General features: G+C 42.7%; 17 protein-coding genes. 9 read left to right on the plus strand and 8 right to left on the minus strand.

Annotated features, from left to right (window positions below; genetic code table 11):
• Positions 1 to 135 precede the first annotated feature (135 nt).
• Positions 136 to 1698 (plus strand): fatty acid--CoA ligase family protein, encoded by a 1563-nt coding sequence (locus M3234_RS20970; protein ID WP_262306574.1) that lies wholly within the window; start codon positions 136 to 138, stop codon positions 1696 to 1698.
• A gap of 78 nt (positions 1699 to 1776) precedes the next feature.
• Positions 1777 to 2553, plus strand: a complete 777-nt coding sequence (locus tag M3234_RS20975) for an enoyl-CoA hydratase-related protein (RefSeq protein ID WP_262306575.1) — start codon at positions 1777 to 1779, stop codon at positions 2551 to 2553.
• A 55-nt stretch (positions 2554 to 2608) separates the two neighbouring features.
• On the opposite strand, the gene M3234_RS20980 is transcribed toward M3234_RS20975, so the two are convergent.
• Together M3234_RS20980 and M3234_RS20985 are read right to left on the minus strand one after the other, a co-directional pair.
• On the minus strand, positions 2609 to 2917 hold the full coding sequence (locus M3234_RS20980) for an AzlD domain-containing protein (protein ID WP_066317103.1): 309 nt from the start codon (positions 2915 to 2917) through the stop codon (positions 2609 to 2611).
• On the minus strand, positions 2907 to 3638 hold the full coding sequence (locus M3234_RS20985) for an AzlC family ABC transporter permease (protein WP_262306576.1): 732 nt from the start codon (positions 3636 to 3638) through the stop codon (positions 2907 to 2909). The genes M3234_RS20980 and M3234_RS20985 overlap by 11 nt, the downstream gene beginning before the upstream one ends.
• A gap of 181 nt (positions 3639 to 3819) precedes the next feature.
• On the opposite strand from M3234_RS20985, the gene M3234_RS20990 reads away from it, so the two are divergent.
• Positions 3820 to 5091, plus strand: a complete 1272-nt coding sequence (locus M3234_RS20990; RefSeq protein ID WP_262306577.1) for a M48 family metallopeptidase — start codon at positions 3820 to 3822, stop codon at positions 5089 to 5091.
• Positions 5092 to 5197: 106 nt separating this feature from the next.
• Here the strand turns inward: M3234_RS20990 and M3234_RS20995 are convergent, their stop codons facing one another.
• Positions 5198 to 5434 (minus strand): IDEAL domain-containing protein, encoded by a 237-nt coding sequence (locus tag M3234_RS20995; RefSeq protein WP_262306578.1) that lies wholly within the window; start codon positions 5432 to 5434, stop codon positions 5198 to 5200.
• 187 nt (positions 5435 to 5621) lie between these two features.
• Here M3234_RS20995 and M3234_RS21000 point away from each other — a divergent pair, with 187 nt between their 5' ends.
• Complete coding sequence (locus M3234_RS21000; protein WP_262306579.1) at positions 5622 to 6164, plus strand: competence protein ComK; 543 nt, start codon at positions 5622 to 5624, stop codon at positions 6162 to 6164.
• 25 nt (positions 6165 to 6189) lie between these two features.
• Here M3234_RS21000 and M3234_RS21005 read toward each other — a convergent pair whose 3' ends face one another.
• The gene (locus M3234_RS21005) at positions 6190 to 6555 is read right to left on the minus strand and encodes a YhjD family protein (RefSeq protein ID WP_066317124.1); all 366 of its coding nucleotides are present in this window, start codon (positions 6553 to 6555) and stop codon (positions 6190 to 6192) included.
• A gap of 270 nt (positions 6556 to 6825) precedes the next feature.
• Between M3234_RS21005 and M3234_RS21010 the strand changes: the two genes are divergently transcribed.
• From M3234_RS21010 to addA, 5 genes are all read left to right on the plus strand, one after another.
• Positions 6826 to 7770 (plus strand): LCP family protein, encoded by a 945-nt coding sequence (locus M3234_RS21010; RefSeq protein ID WP_262306580.1) that lies wholly within the window; start codon positions 6826 to 6828, stop codon positions 7768 to 7770.
• A 53-nt stretch (positions 7771 to 7823) separates the two neighbouring features.
• Positions 7824 to 8489 carry a TVP38/TMEM64 family protein gene (locus M3234_RS21015; RefSeq protein ID WP_262306581.1) on the plus strand — a complete coding sequence of 222 codons (666 nt, stop codon included), beginning with the start codon at positions 7824 to 7826 and terminating at the stop codon, positions 8487 to 8489.
• Positions 8479 to 9033, plus strand: coding sequence for a signal peptidase I (gene lepB / locus M3234_RS21020; RefSeq protein ID WP_262306582.1), 555 nt, complete (start codon positions 8479 to 8481; stop codon positions 9031 to 9033). The genes M3234_RS21015 and lepB overlap by 11 nt, the downstream gene beginning before the upstream one ends.
• A gap of 154 nt (positions 9034 to 9187) precedes the next feature.
• Positions 9188 to 12685 (plus strand): helicase-exonuclease AddAB subunit AddB, encoded by a 3498-nt coding sequence (addB, locus tag M3234_RS21025; protein WP_262306583.1) that lies wholly within the window; start codon positions 9188 to 9190, stop codon positions 12683 to 12685.
• Entirely contained in the window at positions 12678 to 16445 is a 3768-nt protein-coding gene (gene addA / locus M3234_RS21030; RefSeq protein WP_262306584.1) for a helicase-exonuclease AddAB subunit AddA, read from the plus strand. The genes addB and addA overlap by 8 nt, the downstream gene beginning before the upstream one ends.
• Positions 16446 to 16488: 43 nt before the next feature.
• Here addA and M3234_RS21035 read toward each other — a convergent pair whose 3' ends face one another.
• The 4 genes from M3234_RS21035 to gerPC are packed head-to-tail and all read right to left on the minus strand — an operon-like array spanning position 16489 to position 17937.
• The gene (locus tag M3234_RS21035) at positions 16489 to 16707 is read right to left on the minus strand and encodes a spore germination protein (RefSeq protein WP_262306585.1); all 219 of its coding nucleotides are present in this window, start codon (positions 16705 to 16707) and stop codon (positions 16489 to 16491) included.
• 42 nt (positions 16708 to 16749) lie between these two features.
• Complete coding sequence (locus M3234_RS21040; RefSeq protein ID WP_262306586.1) at positions 16750 to 17139, minus strand: spore germination protein GerPE; 390 nt, start codon at positions 17137 to 17139, stop codon at positions 16750 to 16752.
• Positions 17120 to 17326: a spore gernimation protein GerPD gene (locus M3234_RS21045; RefSeq protein ID WP_262306587.1), complete on the minus strand. Its 207-nt coding sequence runs from the start codon at positions 17324 to 17326 to the stop codon at positions 17120 to 17122. Before M3234_RS21045 ends, M3234_RS21040 begins: the two co-directional genes overlap by 20 nt.
• Positions 17323 to 17937, minus strand: coding sequence for a spore germination protein GerPC (gene gerPC / locus M3234_RS21050; RefSeq protein WP_262306588.1), 615 nt, complete (start codon positions 17935 to 17937; stop codon positions 17323 to 17325). Before gerPC ends, M3234_RS21045 begins: the two co-directional genes overlap by 4 nt.
• Positions 17938 to 17983 lie beyond the last annotated feature (46 nt).

The following is a 17983-nucleotide window of genomic DNA, read 5'->3' on the forward strand; positions in this document are numbered from 1 at the left end:
CTTCCTTTTTTTTTTTTTTTCAGAAATTTTTAAGTATTATACTTGTATAGGTAATTTTCTTCCAATATAATATATTTAGAAAATTGTTACAAGTTTGTGAATGAGTATTCATTCATCTAAAGGGGAGAAGAGAATATGAATCTATCATCACAGCTTCACGAAACAGCCAAGGCATCTGCAGGGAAGATTGCCTATTACTTTATGGGCAAGTCGAGTACATATGCCGAATTGGATGCGGCGATTACCAAATTCGCATCTGGCCTTGAAAAACTAGGGGTAAAACAAGGGGACCATGTTGGGCTACTATTGGGGAATTCTCCGCATTTTGTGATTAGCCTATACGGGGCATTGCGGTTGGGCGCAACAGTAATTCCGGTTAACCCCATTTATACCGCAGATGAAATTGGTTACATCCTAAAAAACGGGGATGTAAAGGTTGTCGTAGGACTGGATTTAATGATACCGCTGGCGGAGAAAGTACATATGATGCTGCCAAAAGTCGAGCATTATGTCATCTGTGAAACCGAAAAGAATGGCATGGCACAGCCTGGTGTCGAGTCCCTTACTGTGTACGCTAAATTGAAATCGTTTACAGATGTGGTCGCTTCAGGGGATATCAGTTTTCAAGGGCCTAAGCTAAATGATGATGACACAGCCATCATTCTTTACACCTCAGGGACAACCGGAAAGCCGAAGGGTGCAATGCTGACCCACAAGAATTTATATAGCAACGCCAGTGATGTCGGCGCTTATTTAAAAATAAACGGGAATGATCGGGTAATAACGACTCTGCCAATGTTTCATGTCTTTTGTTTAACCGTCGCCCTGAATGCGCCGCTTATAAACGGGGCCACACTGTTAATCGCACCAAAATTTAGCCCCAAAGATATTTTCCAGCTTGCAAAAGACTATCAAGCTACTGTTTTTGCCGGTGTGCCAACGATGTACAATTTCTTGTATCAATCTCCGGAGGGGAATCCTGAAGATTTAAAAACATTGCGTCTGTGCGTTTCTGGCGGAGCTTCAATGCCGGTTGCGTTGCTAAAGAATTTTGAAGAGAAGTTTAATGTTCTGATTTCGGAGGGGTACGGCTTATCGGAGGCATCTCCTGTTACGTGTTTTAATCCACTCGACCGCCCACGCAAGGCAGGATCAATTGGACCTTCGATTGTTAACGTGGAAAATAAGGTAGTCGATGAGCTTGGGGAAGAGGTGCCTGTAGGTCAGGTTGGTGAATTGATTGTCCGAGGACCAAACGTAATGAAGGGATATTATAAAATGCCGGAGGAAACAGCAGCAGCCATTAAGAATGGCTGGCTGTATACTGGCGATATGGCGCGCATGGATGAGGAAGGCTATTTTTATATTGTTGACCGCAAAAAGGATTTAATCATTGTTGGTGGATATAACGTGTATCCACGTGAGGTTGAAGAAGTCATCTATGACCATCCTGATGTGGTAGAAGTCGCTGTCCTTGGCGTTCCTGACCCGAATCAGGGTGAGGCGGTTCATGCCTATGTCGTCAGCAAACGGGCCGACTTAACGGAGGCAGACTTGGTTAGCTATTGTAAAGAACATCTTGCTAAATATAAAATGCCTTCTGCGATTGTTTTCTTGGATGAATTGCCAAAGAACACAACTGGTAAAATTCTGAGGCGGGCCCTAAGGCAACAAGTGACGCAAACAGTGGGCAACTAATTTTATCGGATTTTTTGTGTAAAAAGGCAGGCTTTTCGCTTGCCTTTTTCGAATTTATAGATGAAAGGGGTGGAACAAATGGAGTCAATTTTACTTGAAATTAATAATCATATTGCGATTGTGACCATCAATCGAGGAGAGGCCTTGAATGCCTTTCATTATGAAACGTTGCAGGCACTTGAGGAAAAGGTGGAGCAAATTCGGGTGAACCCGGAAATTCGCACTGTCATATTTACTGGTGCAGGCGAGAAGGCTTTTAGTGTCGGGGCGGACCTGAAGGAACGGAAAAATTTAACCGATGAACAAGTAAAGCGCAATCTTTTTAAAATTAATGAGGTGTTCAACGCAATCGATCAGCTGCCGCAGCCCACGCTTGCGGCCATCAATGGTTTTGCCTTTGGCGGCGGGATGGAACTGGCGTTGGCTTGTGACTTTCGGATTGCCGCATCCGGGGCATTAATGGGGTTGACCGAAACAAGTCTTGCGATCATTCCTGGCGCAGGAGGGACCCAGCGGCTGCCGCGGTTAATTGGGCAGGCGAAGGCATTGGAGCTAATTTTGACAGCACGCCGGCTAAAGGCGGAAGAAGCGTTTGGCTATGGCATTTTAACAAGGGTAGTGGAGGGAAGCGAGCTTTTGGACGAAAGCATTGCCTTTTGTTCGGTGCTGCTTTCCAATGGACCGGTGGCGCTGCAGCAGGCTAAGTTTGCTGTTAAGCAAGGGATGAATGCCGATTTGGCCACGGGACTGCAAATCGAACGAAAAGCTTATGAAGTCACACTGCCGACAGAGGATCGTGTCGAGGCACTTACTGCATTTGCTGAAAAAAGAAAGCCGGTTTTTAAGGGGAAATAGTCATTTGTGGTCACGTCAGAAATCCTGGCGTGACCATAAATCCCCACAGACTTGCTCACATCAAATAAGAATACAAGGTTAAAACCGCAATTGACCCAAGCACAACGACAATCACGTTTGCCCCTAAAAACGCCGCAATAAAAGCGACAGCAGCCCCTAAAACACCATATAATAAATCATCTTTTTGGATGAAAATAATTGCTGGAAAAATTAATGCGCCAAGTGTCGCGTAAGGTACATTTTTCAACACACCTTGAATAAATGGCGGCAGTTCCTTCCCTTTAAACAAAACAAATGGAAGCATTCGGGGGATATAGGTAACCAAGCCCATGCCGATAATCATCCACACAATCTCACTCTTCATCACTTACACCCCGATGTCTGTTTTTCAATACTTCTACTGCCTCGACTAAGATTGCTGAAAGTAAAGTTGCTGTCACAATTGACCACCCCTGTGCCATAAGCTCTCCCATCGTAAAAATGGTATTAAACACAGCACCTAGTGCCGCCAAAAAAACGATCTTCATACTCCTTTTCATAGAAGGCACCAATAGCCCGACGAACATCGCATACAGCGCCACTCCCATACTTTCCTGCAAAGTCTGCGGCAGGCTTGCGCCAATCAAGTGACCTACCCCTGAAAAAACAACCCAGCTTGAGTAGGCAACCAAATTTAAACCGAACAAAAAGCCTGTGCTAATTTTGCCTTCCTGAGTGGCTGCCACCGAAAACGTCTCATCGGTAATCATGAAAGAATAAGCCAACTTGTTCGGAAGCCGATCTTCTTCTGCCTTCTCGTTCAAGGTTGCACTCATTAAAAAATGTCTGATATTCACAATGAAAGTAGTCAGGATAATTTCAATAATTCCCGTTCCGTAAGCAATAAGGCTTAATGATATGTATTGGGATGCCCCGGCAAACACAATCATGCTCATTAACACCGTTTCATAGATTGTCAATCCTGTAGTTTTGGCAAGAAGACCAAATGTGAGAGCTATTGGAAAATATCCGATCCCGATACTGATTCCCGCTTGGACCCCTCTCCTGAACGGCGAAGATTCCTTTCCTAATGCCAAATCCGCCAACTCAATCCCCCCAGTTGCGATGCTTTATTCAAAGGTAAATTTTAGCAAATTTTCAGACGAAAGGGAATAAAATACTCTTCATTATCGGTATTGGCTTCTATTAATCAGTTAGCAGTTCTATTTCCCAAGTTTTAAACTAAACTAGGTATAGAGAGGTTGTACAAGAAGGGGGACACATAACATGGTGAGAAAAATGGGAGTATACGCTGTATTGGCCTATTGTTTATATGGCTTGTTTTTCTATTGGTATTTATTCCATTTCGCCGACCCGAAGCTGCCATTTGAGTACGAGGGTACGAAGGCCGATCCGTCTACTTTTTTAAATGGACGAGAATTGATGCTTAGTCAAGAATATTCGAAAATTAGAAACCTGCTTTTTTTCCTGTCAACACCGTTCGAATGGCTGTTGTATTTTCTTGTTTTATTAACCGGTCTTTCCAAGGCATTTAAGAATTGGGCGGAACAATCAGCCAAATATAAAGTGCTGATCACTCCTATTTATCTATTCTGGTTATCGCTGTGTGCCTATATTGTCACATTTCCGCTGAGTTATATCAGTTATAAGCTATCAAAAACGTATCATATCTCGATTCAAACATTTCCATCCTGGATGAAGGATGAGTTAATCGATTTTTGGATTAATTATGGAACGTGGTTAATCATTGTTCCTGTTTTATACTTGTTGATGAGGAAAAGTCCAAAGCGCTGGTGGCTGTATGGCTGGCTGCTGTCGGTGCCTTTTACGTTGTTTATGATGTTCCTCCAGCCTGTTATCATCGACCCGCTATATAATGATTTTTATCCATTGAAAAATAAGGAACTGGAAACAAAAATTTTGGCTCTTGCCGATAAGGCGAACATTCCGGCAGAACATGTTTTTGAAGTAAACATGGCGGAAGAGACGAATGCGATGAATGCCTATGTGACTGGAATTGGCTCTAACGCCCGGATTGTTCTGTGGGATACTACCTTGAACAAGCTGACAGATGACCAGATTTTATTTATCATGGCACACGAAATGGCGCACTATGTAGAAAAGCATATATATTGGGGAATTGCCGGTTATTTGGCACTGTCATTGCTTGGCTTATATCTAACCTACAGGCTGATGAACTGGGCTGTCGTCCGTTGGGGAAATGAAATGAAAATTACTGATGTTAGGGACGTTAAGTCTCTTCCGCTGTTTTTTATGATTATTTCCATGCTGTTATTTGCCTCAAGTCCATTTTCAAATCTTGTTTCGCGGTATCAGGAAATGCGGGCGGACACATATGCGATTGAAATGACCAATAATCCCGATGCTGCCATCAGCTCCTTCCAGGAGTTAGCTCGGTCAGGGTTGAGCCAGGTAAACCCGCCGCTGTTCGTTAAAATTTTCCGTTATACCCATCCGTCGATGCTGGACCGAATCTCTAGACTTGAAGAATTTCAAATAAAGCAAAGAACAGACTAGAGTGGAGCTGGAGGTTTTATTGCCTTCAGCTTTTTGTTGCAATGCTTTGTCTGTCCTTGGATTTTTCAAAAAAAATAAACCGCCATAGACGGTTCAATTAACGTGTTCATGTTCCAAACTTTTTATTGATTTCTTTGAGCTTGCTTGATAAATGAAGAAATGACTTTTTATCACGGCGATCAATGGCCAGGTCGATTTTACGCATCAGTTTTTCCTTTTCAACTGTTAACTGGATTTCTGACAAGAGCATGTCGATATAGAGGTCCTGGACGAAGTTTTCCTTCACGCGGTTGCGTTTCATGGCAGCAATTTTCATTAATTCCGTATAGGATTTTTCTTTCAAGAAAATCACCTCGACGCTTTTTTCTATTATATGGGGATTTTTCGATAATATCAATCAATTTATAATTTTCTAAAAGATTTTTTATCTATATTTGTGAATAAATTAGCAATAATTCAGAAAAGTAGAGGAAATTCATGATAAACATGATAAGATAGGTTGGATATTATCTTGGATTGGAGTGATTTGGTTGAAGCTGCAAATCGAAGAATATGAGGTTAACTCATGCACCATGTTTTTGGAACCTGTGAATTATGGCAGCAAAATATATTCACAGATTTTCGAACTCGAAGATGAATATATCTCCCCATTTACGCCTTTGGAGCTTATCAAGAAAAGCTGCAATTATTTTGGCGTTGATTATGAGAGCCGAAAAAAAGGAACCCGTCAATTAATTGGCTACAATCGAAAAATCCCGATTGCGATTGAGCCGGCAAACCGCATTTACTTTTTTCCCACGTCATCACCGACCCGCCATGAATGCATTTGGATTGCACATGAACATGTTGAAAATTACCGCCGCATTGGACCAAATCAAACGCTTGTCATTTTCCGTAATAAACAATCTCGCATCTTTCAGGTGCCCTTCAGTACAATCGAGGGTCAAATGCTTCGCACCGCATTATTAAAAACAAAGCTTATGCAAAGAATTGAAGGCAATAAAAAATTGATTTACCCCATTCAAGATCGAAAGCCGGTAACGGCCTCGGAAAGTCCCCATGGATATGAATAAACTAGCTGAGATTTAGGTTTAACGGTTAACGGGATAGGTGTTTTTTTAATAAATAGGTCTCCATTATTTCTTGGACCTTATTACGAATCCTTGGATTAAAGTAATTATGATGTTCTTCATACCCTTTATAAATAAACATGTACATGGTAAAGGCATCGTCCCGTTTTGTTTCCAAAACCTGAAGCTTGTTCTTTTTCATATATTGTTTTACCTGAGACAATTCCGCTTGGATTTCCTTCAACGTCTCCTCAATTAATTCCAAGTAAGGCTTTTTTAATTTAAAAGGGCTTTTTTCCACTACGGCCAAATCACGATTTAAAACGGTCACGACCATTGGCAGATAAATAGCTTTCTCCATAATGTCACGATCGTTTTCCGGAATTCTCGTCATAGTCCTCTAACACCTCCTCAATCGAACTTGTGTTCTTATTTTATTCTACAAAAAATAATTTTAAAAGGCAATACCACATCAATTTTGAATCGTTCTTCAAAGTTCGCATGATGCGAGCTTTTTTATTTGCCATAATTTATGTGTTCATGAGAAAGTTTTATTTATAGAAGGATATCCGATAGGAGAAAATGAAATAAAGAAGAAACATAAAAGCTTCTTATTCAGTCAATTAAAGAGGGGATAAAAAATACAGAGTAAAAGGTGATAAAAATGAGATCTGATCGACATCTTCGGAAGAAGAGGAGAAAATGGCCCACGGTTTTGCTCGTATTGTTATTGTTAATCGGGGCGGGAGTAGCGTACTCATACTTTCAATATCAAAAAGGGGTAAACCAATCATTAGAAAAATTAAATGGTGAGCAGAATCAAGCAAACGTTGTTTATAAGTTTGAGGGGCAAAAGGATCAATACGGGGACACGAACATTTTGCTGCTGGGCAGCGATGCACGGGAGAATGAAAAGTCATCCCGAGCCGACACCATCATCATTGCCCATTATAACGAGGACAAAGGGACATTTAAGTTGACCTCGATTATGAGGGACAGTTATGTGCCGATTCCCGGACGGGGCAAACACAAAATCAATTCCGCGTTTGCCCGCGGCGGTCCCGAATTAATGAGACAAACGATAAAACAGAATTTCGATATTAACCTGCAATACTATGCGATTGTTGATTTTCAGGGGTTTGTACAATTAATTGATGAGGCTTTTCCAAATGGGGTTGAAATCGATGTCGAAAAAAAGATGGAAGAATATGTTGATGTGCCGCTCCAGCCTGGGCTGCAAAGGCTAAATGGTGAGCAAATGCTGAGCTATGTCCGGTTCCGTCACGATAGGGTAGGGGATTTTGGCCGGGTGGAACGGCAACAAAAAGCCGTCAAGGCTATTGGCGATCAATTAGCCAGTTTCACAACGATAACGAAAATACCAAAATTAATTGGGGTTGTGACTCCATATATCAATACGAATATGGATAAGTCTGATATGTTATTTATGGCCAAGGATTTCCTTTCTGATAAAAGAGGAAATGTAGATACATTGAGAATTCCGGTGGAAGGTGCCTTTAAAGAAACGAAAGTAAAAGGTGAAGGGGATATCCTGGATATTAATATTGAAAAAAATAAACAGGCTCTTCACCAATTTATTACAAAATAATTGCTTGCTTCCAGATAAAATAAAGCTTAAAGCACTAATTAAGGAGAAAACGGATGGATTTTGAATCGATTAGAGCATGGTTTACGCTCGAAAACATAATGGAACTTGTTCAAGAATATCGAGCCCTGGGTCCTTTGCCAGGAATCCTGTTAACAGTACTCGAAGCATTTTTGCCGTTTCTCCCGTTATTTGTTTTTGTTATGGCCAATGCAAATGCCTTCGGATTATGGCTGGGATTTTTATACTCATGGGTTGGTGCGTGTATTGGAGCACTCCTCGTTTTTTCGCTCGTCAGGAGATACGGGCAAAAGCGAGTGTTGGCTTTTTTGCCGAGGCATCGCCAGGTTCGGAGATTAATGGACTGGGTTGAGCGACATGGCTTTGGACCGCTGTTTGTATTACTTTGCTTCCCGTTTACTCCCTCGGCAGTCGTAAATATTGTGGCCGGCTTATCAAAATTAAGCAGGGCTCAATATATGCTGGCAGTGGGAATCGGAAAAATGGTGATGATTTTTACAATGAGCTTTATTGGTTACGATATTCAGTCATTGATTACGCAACCCTATCGGACAATCATTGTTGCAATCATTATCTTTGTCCTTTGGTTTGTTGGAAAAAGAATCGAAGCAAGATTGAATAAGAGGGAAGCAAGTGACTATAATGGAGAAATAGAAAAAAGTCATGTGTACGAAAAACGGAGGGGATTTGGTGAAAAGTGAATGGAGAAAAGAAGGGCTGGAATGGATTAAAGCCTTTGTAATTGGCGTCATTATTTTCGCTTTTATTCGGACGTTTTTCTTTTCCAATTACGTTGTGGAAGGCGAATCCATGATGCCGACACTGCAGGATGGGAATAAACTGGTGGTCAATAAGCTAGGTTACCATGTCGGTGAATTGAACCGATTTGATGTCATTGTCTTCCATGCCAATGAAAAAGAAGACTTTGTTAAGCGTATTATTGGCTTGCCGGGGGACAAGATTGAATACCGTAACGATCAGCTTTTTGTGAATGGACATAAGTATCAAGAAGGCTTTTTAAAAGTCTATAAAGAAAAGGCTCTCGGTGTCAAACTGACAGGAGATTTCAGTTTAAAAGAGCTAACTGGGGAAGAAACCGTCCCGGAGGGGAAATTATTCGTCCTTGGCGATAACCGGCTGGGGAGCTGGGACAGCCGCCATTTTGGGTTTATTTCCGTCGATCAGGTTGTCGGCAAGGTTGATTTTCGATACTGGCCATTAGACGAAATGGATATTCATTTTTAAATCAAACATGACTTGCAAAAGTCGTGTTTTTTGTTGATAGAGTCAGCTTAGATTTACCATTTATGGCTGTAACCTTTGCGGCACAATCCAAACGTTTGTGCCTGTAATATGTTAAAATGATTGATACAGACTTCGAGGAAAGTGAGGGTCCTATATGTCATTAAGGATGGTAACCGGGCGTTCAGGGGGCGGCAAAACCGAATTATTTTTTAAAGAAATTGAGGACTTGCTTATTGAAAACCCGGAGGGGACACCGATTATATATATCGTTCCAGAGCAGATGACCTTCATGTCAGAATACCGCTTGGCAGCGAATCCTAACCTAAACGGGATGATTCGTGCCCAGGTGTACAGTTTTTCCCGGTTGGCATGGCGAATCCTGCAAGAGACAGGCGGTATTAGCCGTTCGCACTTAAGCAGTGTCGGCATGAGCATGTTAATTCGCAAAATTATTGATGAAAAGAAAGAGCAGCTAAAGCTTTTCAACCGGGCTTCTGATAAGACGGGCTTTGTTGCACAACTAGAGCAAATGATTACGGAGTTCAAGCGATATTGCTTAAGACCAGAGGATTTAGCAGCGGGGTCGCTGCAAATGGCATCCGATCACTCGACTGCAGCAATCGCCTTACGTGATAAATTAGCCGACCTGGAAGTCATTTATCAAAAGTTTGAAGAGGAAATCTTCGGCAAGTACATCGATTCGGAAGATTATTTTCGCCTGCTTGCTGAAAAAATAGCAAGTTCCACTTATTTGCGTGATGCTGAGATCTATATTGATGGCTTTTATAGCTTTTCACCTCAAGAATACCAAATTATTTTGGAATTGATGAAGCAATGCCGCAGGGTCTCAATTGCGATGACAACCGATCATGTTCATTTTGATGCTCAGCCGGACGAGCTGGATTTGTTTCGGGCTTCTAAAGAGGCGATTATTTCTATTCATGAAATAGCCAAAACAGAAGGCGTTGAAATTGAACAACCGGTAATAATGGCCAAGCCAAACAGATGGAACAGCTCATCACTAAAACATTTGGAAGAAAAATTTGATGCCAGGCCGGCAATCCCGTTTGCCGGAGAAACAGCCATCCATCTTTGCCAGGCCGGGAATCGCCGGGCCGAGGTGGAAGGAATTGCCCGTGAAATTCGTGAGCTTGCCCGCACGAAAGGGTACCGCTATCGGGATATGGCGTTATTAATCCGAAACGGCGGGGATTATCATGAAATTGTTGAACCCGTCTTCACCGATTATGGGCTGCCGTATTTTATTGACCAAAAACGGACGATGCTCAATCATCCGCTGGTTGAATTGATCCGTTCAACCCTCGAAGTTATCAACTCCTTTTGGCGCTATGAGCCGGTATTTCGGGCGATTAAAACCGATCTGATGTACCCGCTGCAGGAGAATTCCGTCAAAATGCGGGAAAAGATGGACCGACTTGAAAACTATGTGCTGGCCTATGGGATAAATGGGAGCAAATGGACGAAAAAGGATCGTTGGATATATCGGCGCTTCCGGGGCCTTGAGTCTGACATAAATGGGCAGACAGATGCTGAAAAGGCGCTGGAACAGGAATTAAATGAGTTAAAGTTGATGATTTCCGCTCCTATTCTACGTCTTTCACGCCGGCTGAAAAAAGCGGACACAGGCCGGAAGCTTTGCGAGGCAGTTTACTTATTCCTTGAGGAATTGGATGTACCCGCGAAGCTGGAAAACTGGAAGTTCGCTGCTGAAGAGAAGGGCAATCTCATAAAGGCTCGTGAGCATGAGCAGGTATGGAATGCCGTCATTGATTTGTTGGATCAGTTTGTTGAGATTTTAGGTGATGAACCTGTTGACATAAAATCTTTTGCTACGATATTGGAGGCTGGCTTTGAATCGCTGCATTTTTCATTAATTCCGCCGGCACTTGACCAGGTATTAATTGGCGATTTGGAGAAATCGCGGTTAAATGGCATGAAGGTTGTGTTCGTGCTCGGTGTAAATGAAGGGGTATTGCCTGCAAAAATCTCTGTTGAAGGCATTCTCCAGGATGAGGACAGAGAACTGCTGCTTGCCTCTGGTATAAAGGTGGCGCCAAGCAGCCGGACACGCTTGCTTGATGAAAACTTTTTGGCCTATAAAGCATTTACGGCGCCGTCAGACTTGCTTTATGTCAGTTATCCGCTTGCCAATGAGGAAGGAAAAGCGTTAATTCCCTCTTCCTATATTAAGAGATTGAAAGATATGTTTCCGGAAATGAGTCAGCTTGAGTTTCATACCGATCCAGGCCAGGCAACGGATTCGGAGCAGCTTGGCTTCGTGGCCAATATCACGACGACCTTGGCCTATCTGAATGCCCAGCTGCAACTAAAGAAACGGAATTATCCTATTTCTGGGTTGTGGTGGGACGTATATAACTTTTACATGAACAGCACGCACAAGAAGCAGGCACAGAAGGTATTCTCCAGTCTGTTTTACAGTAATGGAACCGTCAGACTTACTGAAGATACTGCGGCTGAATTGTACGGGGATTCGATTCAGGCCAGCGTATCGCGAATGGAGCTGTATAATTCCTGTGCTTTTTCTCATTTTGCCCAGCATGGGCTTAAGCTTCGCGAACGCCAAGTCTTTCGTCTGGAGGCTCCTGATATCGGAGAACTGTTCCATGCGGCATTGAAACAAATTGCCGACATGATTAACGAACAGAAACTATCTTGGGCCGCACTCTCGAGACAACAATGCGAACAGCTGTCGAAGGAAGCTGTGAAAATGTTAGCCCCGAAACTGCAAAATGAGATTTTACTAAGCTCGGAGCGGCACCATTATATTAAACGAAAGCTGGAGCAAATCATCACTAGAGCCTCTTTGGTTCTAAGTGACCATGCCAAGGTGAGTGGCTTTTCGCCCATTGGCCTGGAGCTTGGTTTTGGTCCAAACGGCGCGCTGCCGCCCTTAACATTTTCATTGAAAAATGGCAAACGGATGGAACTGGCCGGCAGGATTGACAGAGTTGACCAAGCAAAAGCCGATGACAATCATGTGTTTTTGCGGGTCATTGATTATAAATCGAGTGAAAAGGATGTTAATTTAACTGAGGTTTATTACGGCCTTGCTCTACAAATGCTTACGTATCTTGATATTGTAATGACCCATTCAAAGGAATTGGTCGAGATGAAAGCAAGTCCGGCCGGGGTTCTTTATTTTCATGTTCATAATCCTTTTGTCAATACCACGAAAATGTTAACAATGGACGAAATTGAAAAAGAAATCATGAAAAAATTCAAAATGAACGGATTAATGCTGAGTGACCAGAACGTCATTCGCTTAATGGACCAATCGCTTGAATCCGGCGATTCACAAATAATTGCCGCAGGAATCAAGAAGGATGGACAGTTATCGAAAAAATCAAAGGTTGCTAGTATCGAAGAGTTTGAGAATCTTAAAAGTTATGTCCGAAAAATTTACCAAAATACCGGAAATGCAATTGTCGAGGGGAAGCTTGATATTGCCCCCTATAAGTTAAAAGATAAAACACCTTGTACATTTTGTTCCTTTAAATCGGTTTGTCAATTTGATGAATCCATTGAACAAAATCGTTACCGAATTCTCACACCGCATTCAAAGGAAACCGTTTTGGAGTTAATCGGAAAGGAGCTGAGAGAGGATGAGTAATGTGGTTATTCCGCCAAAACCGGAGGATGTAACCTGGACTGAGGACCAATGGAAAGCCATTATGGCCCGGGATAAGGACATTCTTGTCGCTGCTGCGGCAGGGTCGGGAAAAACAGCTGTCCTCGTCGAGAGGATGATCAGAAAAATTCTTTCCGAACAAGACCCCATCAATGTGGATGAATTATTAGTGGTTACCTTTACCAACGCATCAGCGGCAGAAATGCGGCATCGAATTGGCGAGGCATTGGAAAAGGCGATTGATGATCATCCAGGCTCTCGCCATTTAAGAAAACAGCTTAGTTTGTTAAACAAGGCCTCGATTTCAACACTTCACTCCTTTTGTATGGAGGTGATTCGGAAATACTATTACTTAATCGATGTCGACCCGAGTTTTAGAATTGCCGATGCTACAGAAGCCCAATTAATAAGAGATGAAGTTTTGGATGAGCTATTTGAAGAGGAATATGGAAAACCGGATAATGAACAATTTTTCAGATTGGTAGATTCGTTTACCAGTGATCGAAGTGATGCAGCGCTGATGGAAATTGTTCAATCAATCTATGATTTTGCCCGATCAAATCCGTCGTCGGAGCACTATTTGCAATCCATTGTTTCCATGTATGATGTTGCAGGAATTGATCATCTTGAACAGTTGCCATTTATTCGGGCACTCCTATTTGATATACAGTTACAGCTTGAAGGTGCAAAGGAACTAATCAAACAGGGAATGGAGCTCACGAAACTTCCTGGGGGACCGGCGCCAAGGGCGGAAAACTTTTTGGATGATCTTTTGGTCATTGATACACTAATCCAAGCTAACCAAGACTCATGGCAAACGCTGCATCAGGCAATGCAATCCTGGTCATTTTCCAGGGCCAAACAGGTAAAAGGCGACCAGTATGATAAAGAACTGACAGAGAAAGCCCAAAAGCTTCGCGATAAGGCTAAGAAAAAAATCCAGGACTTAAAAGACGAGCTTTTTTCTCGCAGGCCGGAAAGCTTTTTACGTGACATGGCCGAGATGCAGCCAATGATTGAGACGCTGATTTATTTGGTAAGACAATTTTCCGTGATGTTTGAAAAAGCAAAACGGGAAAAGGGTCTAGTTGATTACGCTGACCTGGAACATTATTGCCTTGACATTCTGACTGAATCGACATCGGAGGAGTTTCAGCCATCAGAGGCGGCCCTCGCTTACCGACGCCACTTTAAAGAGGTGTATGTTGATGAATATCAGGATACGAACATGGTTCAGGAAACCATTTTAAAATTGGTAGCAATGGAAGATGAGACAAACGGCAATATGTTTATGGTTGGCGATGTTAAACAATCGATTTATCGGTTTCGGTTAGCGGAGCCCAATTTATTTTTATCCAAATATAATCGGTTTACTTTGGATGGTGGGACTGGCGGACTAAGAATCGACTTGGCCAGGAATTTCCGGAGCCGAAAGGAAGTTCTGGATGCGACAAACTATTTGTTTAAACAAATTATGGGTGTAAAGGTAGGTGAAATTGAATATGATGAAGCAGCTGAGCTGCGAAACGGTGCTCCATATCCGGAAGACGAGCCATTTCCGGCTGAGCTGATCCTAATCGATCAAAACAGAGAAACGGTGGAGGCACCGGTTGAAGTTGACACGGAGGAACCATCATTCTTATTAGATGCGGTAGATCTTGAAAGCTCTCAACTTGAGGCGAGGGTCATTGCTGCAAAAATAAAGGAACTAATCGAAAAAGGCGCCCCTGTCTATAATGCCAAAACAAAATCAACTCGTTCGCTCATGTACAGGGATATCGTGATATTATTGCGATCAATGACTTGGGCACCGCAAATTATGGAGGAATTTAAGCAGCAAGGAATCCCCATCTATGCGAACTTGTCGACGGGTTATTTTGAGGCAACAGAAGTGGCGATTATGGTGTCGCTGCTCCGGGTTATCGATAATCCGTACCAGGACATCCCACTGGCTGCTGTGCTTCGCTCCCCCATTGTCGGATTAAATGAAGAAGAGTTGGCAAAAATCCGTGTGCATTACAAACGTGGTTCTTTCTGGGAGGCGGTTTCCGCTTTTTGTCGCCATAGAGAGGCGGAAATAACGGAGGCATTTTACGATAAGGTTTGCCAGTTTTATAACAGTGTGACAGACTGGCGTTCATTAGCAAGAAATGGGGCGCTTTCTGAATTAATCTGGCAGCTGTACCGCGATACCCATTTTTACGATTTCGTCGGCGGTTTGCCGGGCGGAAAGCAACGTCAGGCAAACTTAAAAGCGCTATACGATCGGGCACGGACTTACGAGCAGACCTCTTTCCGCGGGTTGTTCCGGTTCTTGCGTTTTATTGAGCGAATGATCGATCGAGGAGACGACCTTGGTGCGGCAAGGGCACTTGGCGAGCAGGAGGATGTCGTTCGAATCATGACCATCCATAGCAGTAAGGGACTTGAATTTCCGGTTGTCTTCATGGCCGGGATGGCGCGAAATTTCAATTTGACAGACCTGAGGAAGCCGTTTATGCTCGATAAGGAATTCGGGTTCGCCGCTAAATATGTGAATGCCGAGAAGCGGATATCGTATCCTTCACTGCCACAGCTTGCGTTTAAACGGAAGAAAAAAATGGAAATGCTTGCAGAAGAAATGCGGGTCTTGTATGTGGCAATGACTCGGGCCAAGGAAAAGCTGTATTTAACAGCCACCCTAAAAGATGCAACGAAAAAATTCGAGCAATGGTTGGATGTTTCCAACCATCAGGATTGGCTGCTCAAGGATTATCTGCGGGCATCGGCATCAGGCTATATTGACTGGATTGGTCCAGCGCTGGTTCGCCATCAGGATGGGGGCGTATTAAGAGAAGGAGCGGAGACAAACGCTTTAGTGAATGAGGAAATCACGGCCCATCCTGCTTCTTGGAAAATTTATGTCATCAGCGCCGATGAGGTAAAAAGCCAAACCCACGACCTGGAAATGGAACCGGACCACTGGATCGAGATGGTTGAAAAAGGACAAACTGTTCCGACAGCTTCGGATTTTGCGGATGAAGTATCAGCACGACTTTCTTGGACATATGCCCATCAAAGTGCAGCAAGTCATCGCTCGAAACAATCGGTTTCGGAAATCAAACGTCAGCGTGAAATCGCTGATGAACAAAGCGGTACAGAATTGATCCATCGATTTAAAAAGTCGATTGTAAAGCGGCCAAAGTTTATGCAGGAAAAGTCGTTAACCCCAGCTGAACGGGGGACAGCAATGCATATGGTGATGCAGCACCTGGATTTGTCAAAGCCCGTTAGTGAGATGGCAATTGCTCAACAAGTTGATACGATGGTTATGAACGAGCTGTTAACGGCAGAGCAAGCCGAAGTGATTGATGCCAAGCTTATTTCGCAATTTTTTGAAACGCCGTTGGGTTCACGTTATTTCCAAGCAAAAAAGGTCCATCGCGAGGTACCGTTTACGCTATCTTTGCCAGCTCATGACATTTATCCTGATTGGAAAGAAGAGGAGGAATTTGTATTCGTCCAAGGGATTATAGATTGTATCCTCGAGGATCAGATTGGCCTCACCTTAATTGATTATAAATCTGATGGGATTACCGATCGATTTAATGGTGGATTCGTGCAGGCACAATCGATTCTTGAAAGTCGCTATAAGTTGCAAATCAATTTATATACAAGAGCGATTGAACAAATTTGGAAACGGAAAGTCCATGAGCGATATTTGTTCTTCTTTGACGGTGCCCATATATTAAAGCTTGATTAGCAAAAAAAATGACATACCCAATTAAATGGTGTATGTCATTTTTTTAATTATTCCCGACAATCGGCTGGTCTAGCAGCTTCGTATCGAGCACATTTGTACCGCTCAGACCATTGTAGGTTAACACTAATCCGCCAGTATTAAAACCGCCGGCACCTCCTGCGGTTTTGGAACCGGTCTTCGGCGAAATATACAGTGTATCACCAAAATGAACGATTCCTCCGGTGACGTTGACAATTTGTACGGGACCGATTATAGCTGGCATCGAAAACATCCTTTATAGTAAACTAATAAGCAATATATGTCGTCAACTCATATCTTGTTCGTGCCCATAAGGCAAAAGCTGTCGGATATGCTTTACCCTGGCTTCCATGGAAACCTTCTTTGTGTTGCCAACATGCAGGATGGAAGCATTTGAAAACCCAATCACTTCCAAGTTATGAACCTTAATAATAGGATTGCTATTATAAACCCGGTAGGAAAGGGCCTCATCAATCGGCAGAAACGGGATCGGCTTTGTCGTCACAGGAAATGAGGGAGGGTTCCCTTCATTGCCATAAAATATTTCTGCTTCCCGCTGGACAGCAATTGCCCTTGAAAAACTATCAACGATACAAGAATCGCCCAGCTGAAGAATGGAAGAAAATGAAGCAACCATTACTTCAATCCGGTCTACATTAGATAGTCTCTCCAGCATATCCAGGTGTCACATCCGGTGCTAACGGCACAAACGGTCCGATGATTAATGATTCAGGAGGAGTGTCAAAAGCAGAGGCCAATTGTATGGTTTCGGTATCGCCAATCATGACCATCGAGGAGCTTGCTACCCCAGTAATTTTGATGTTGTTTACACAGAGATTTCGGTTGTAAACTTCAAATATCATTCTTTTTTCATTCCCTTCACTTGATCAGGTAAATGACTTAAAAATATCGAAACTCCATTTCGTATTTCCTGTTTAATTAATTCTATGATTTGCTCATCAACTGAATTGGGATCGATTGACTGAGCTTGTTGCTGAAACGATTTTAAATGAAAATCAATCCGGTTTGGAAGTTGTTTGATAATGTCGTCTTTTATGAAGGATAAGTAGGATTCATTAGTAGGAATAGCTAATCTTGCCTGAATTTCCTCGAGAATTTGCGGCAGCTCCGTTTCTAAATATTGATAAATCGCTTCCTCGATTTTTATCGTTCTTTTCATTTGGGCATTCGGAGATAAAGGGGTTTTTAATGTTTGATTTTGGACGGCAAAATCCTCGATTCCTGCCATGTCATTCGGATTTAAGCCGATGGTCAATGTTCCCTCCAAAGTCTCGACTTTCAATTGGTCAAATTTATATTCAATTCGGTCCACATGAATGGCTTGTTTTTCATGTAACTGTTTCAATTCATTTTTCATGCTTCCAACCATTTTTTCTAATGATGCAATTCTCTGTTCTTGTGATTGGATATAGCTTTGCAGCCACTGAAGATATTGGTAAAAATCCTGGTACATAAACAATCACCTCACCAGTCAATCTCCTAAATTAGATACTTTCCTA

Origin of the sequence: Neobacillus niacini (assembly GCF_023715785.1) — a bacterium.
Taxonomy (GTDB): Bacteria; Bacillota; Bacilli; order Bacillales; family Cytobacillaceae; genus Neobacillus; species Neobacillus niacini_E.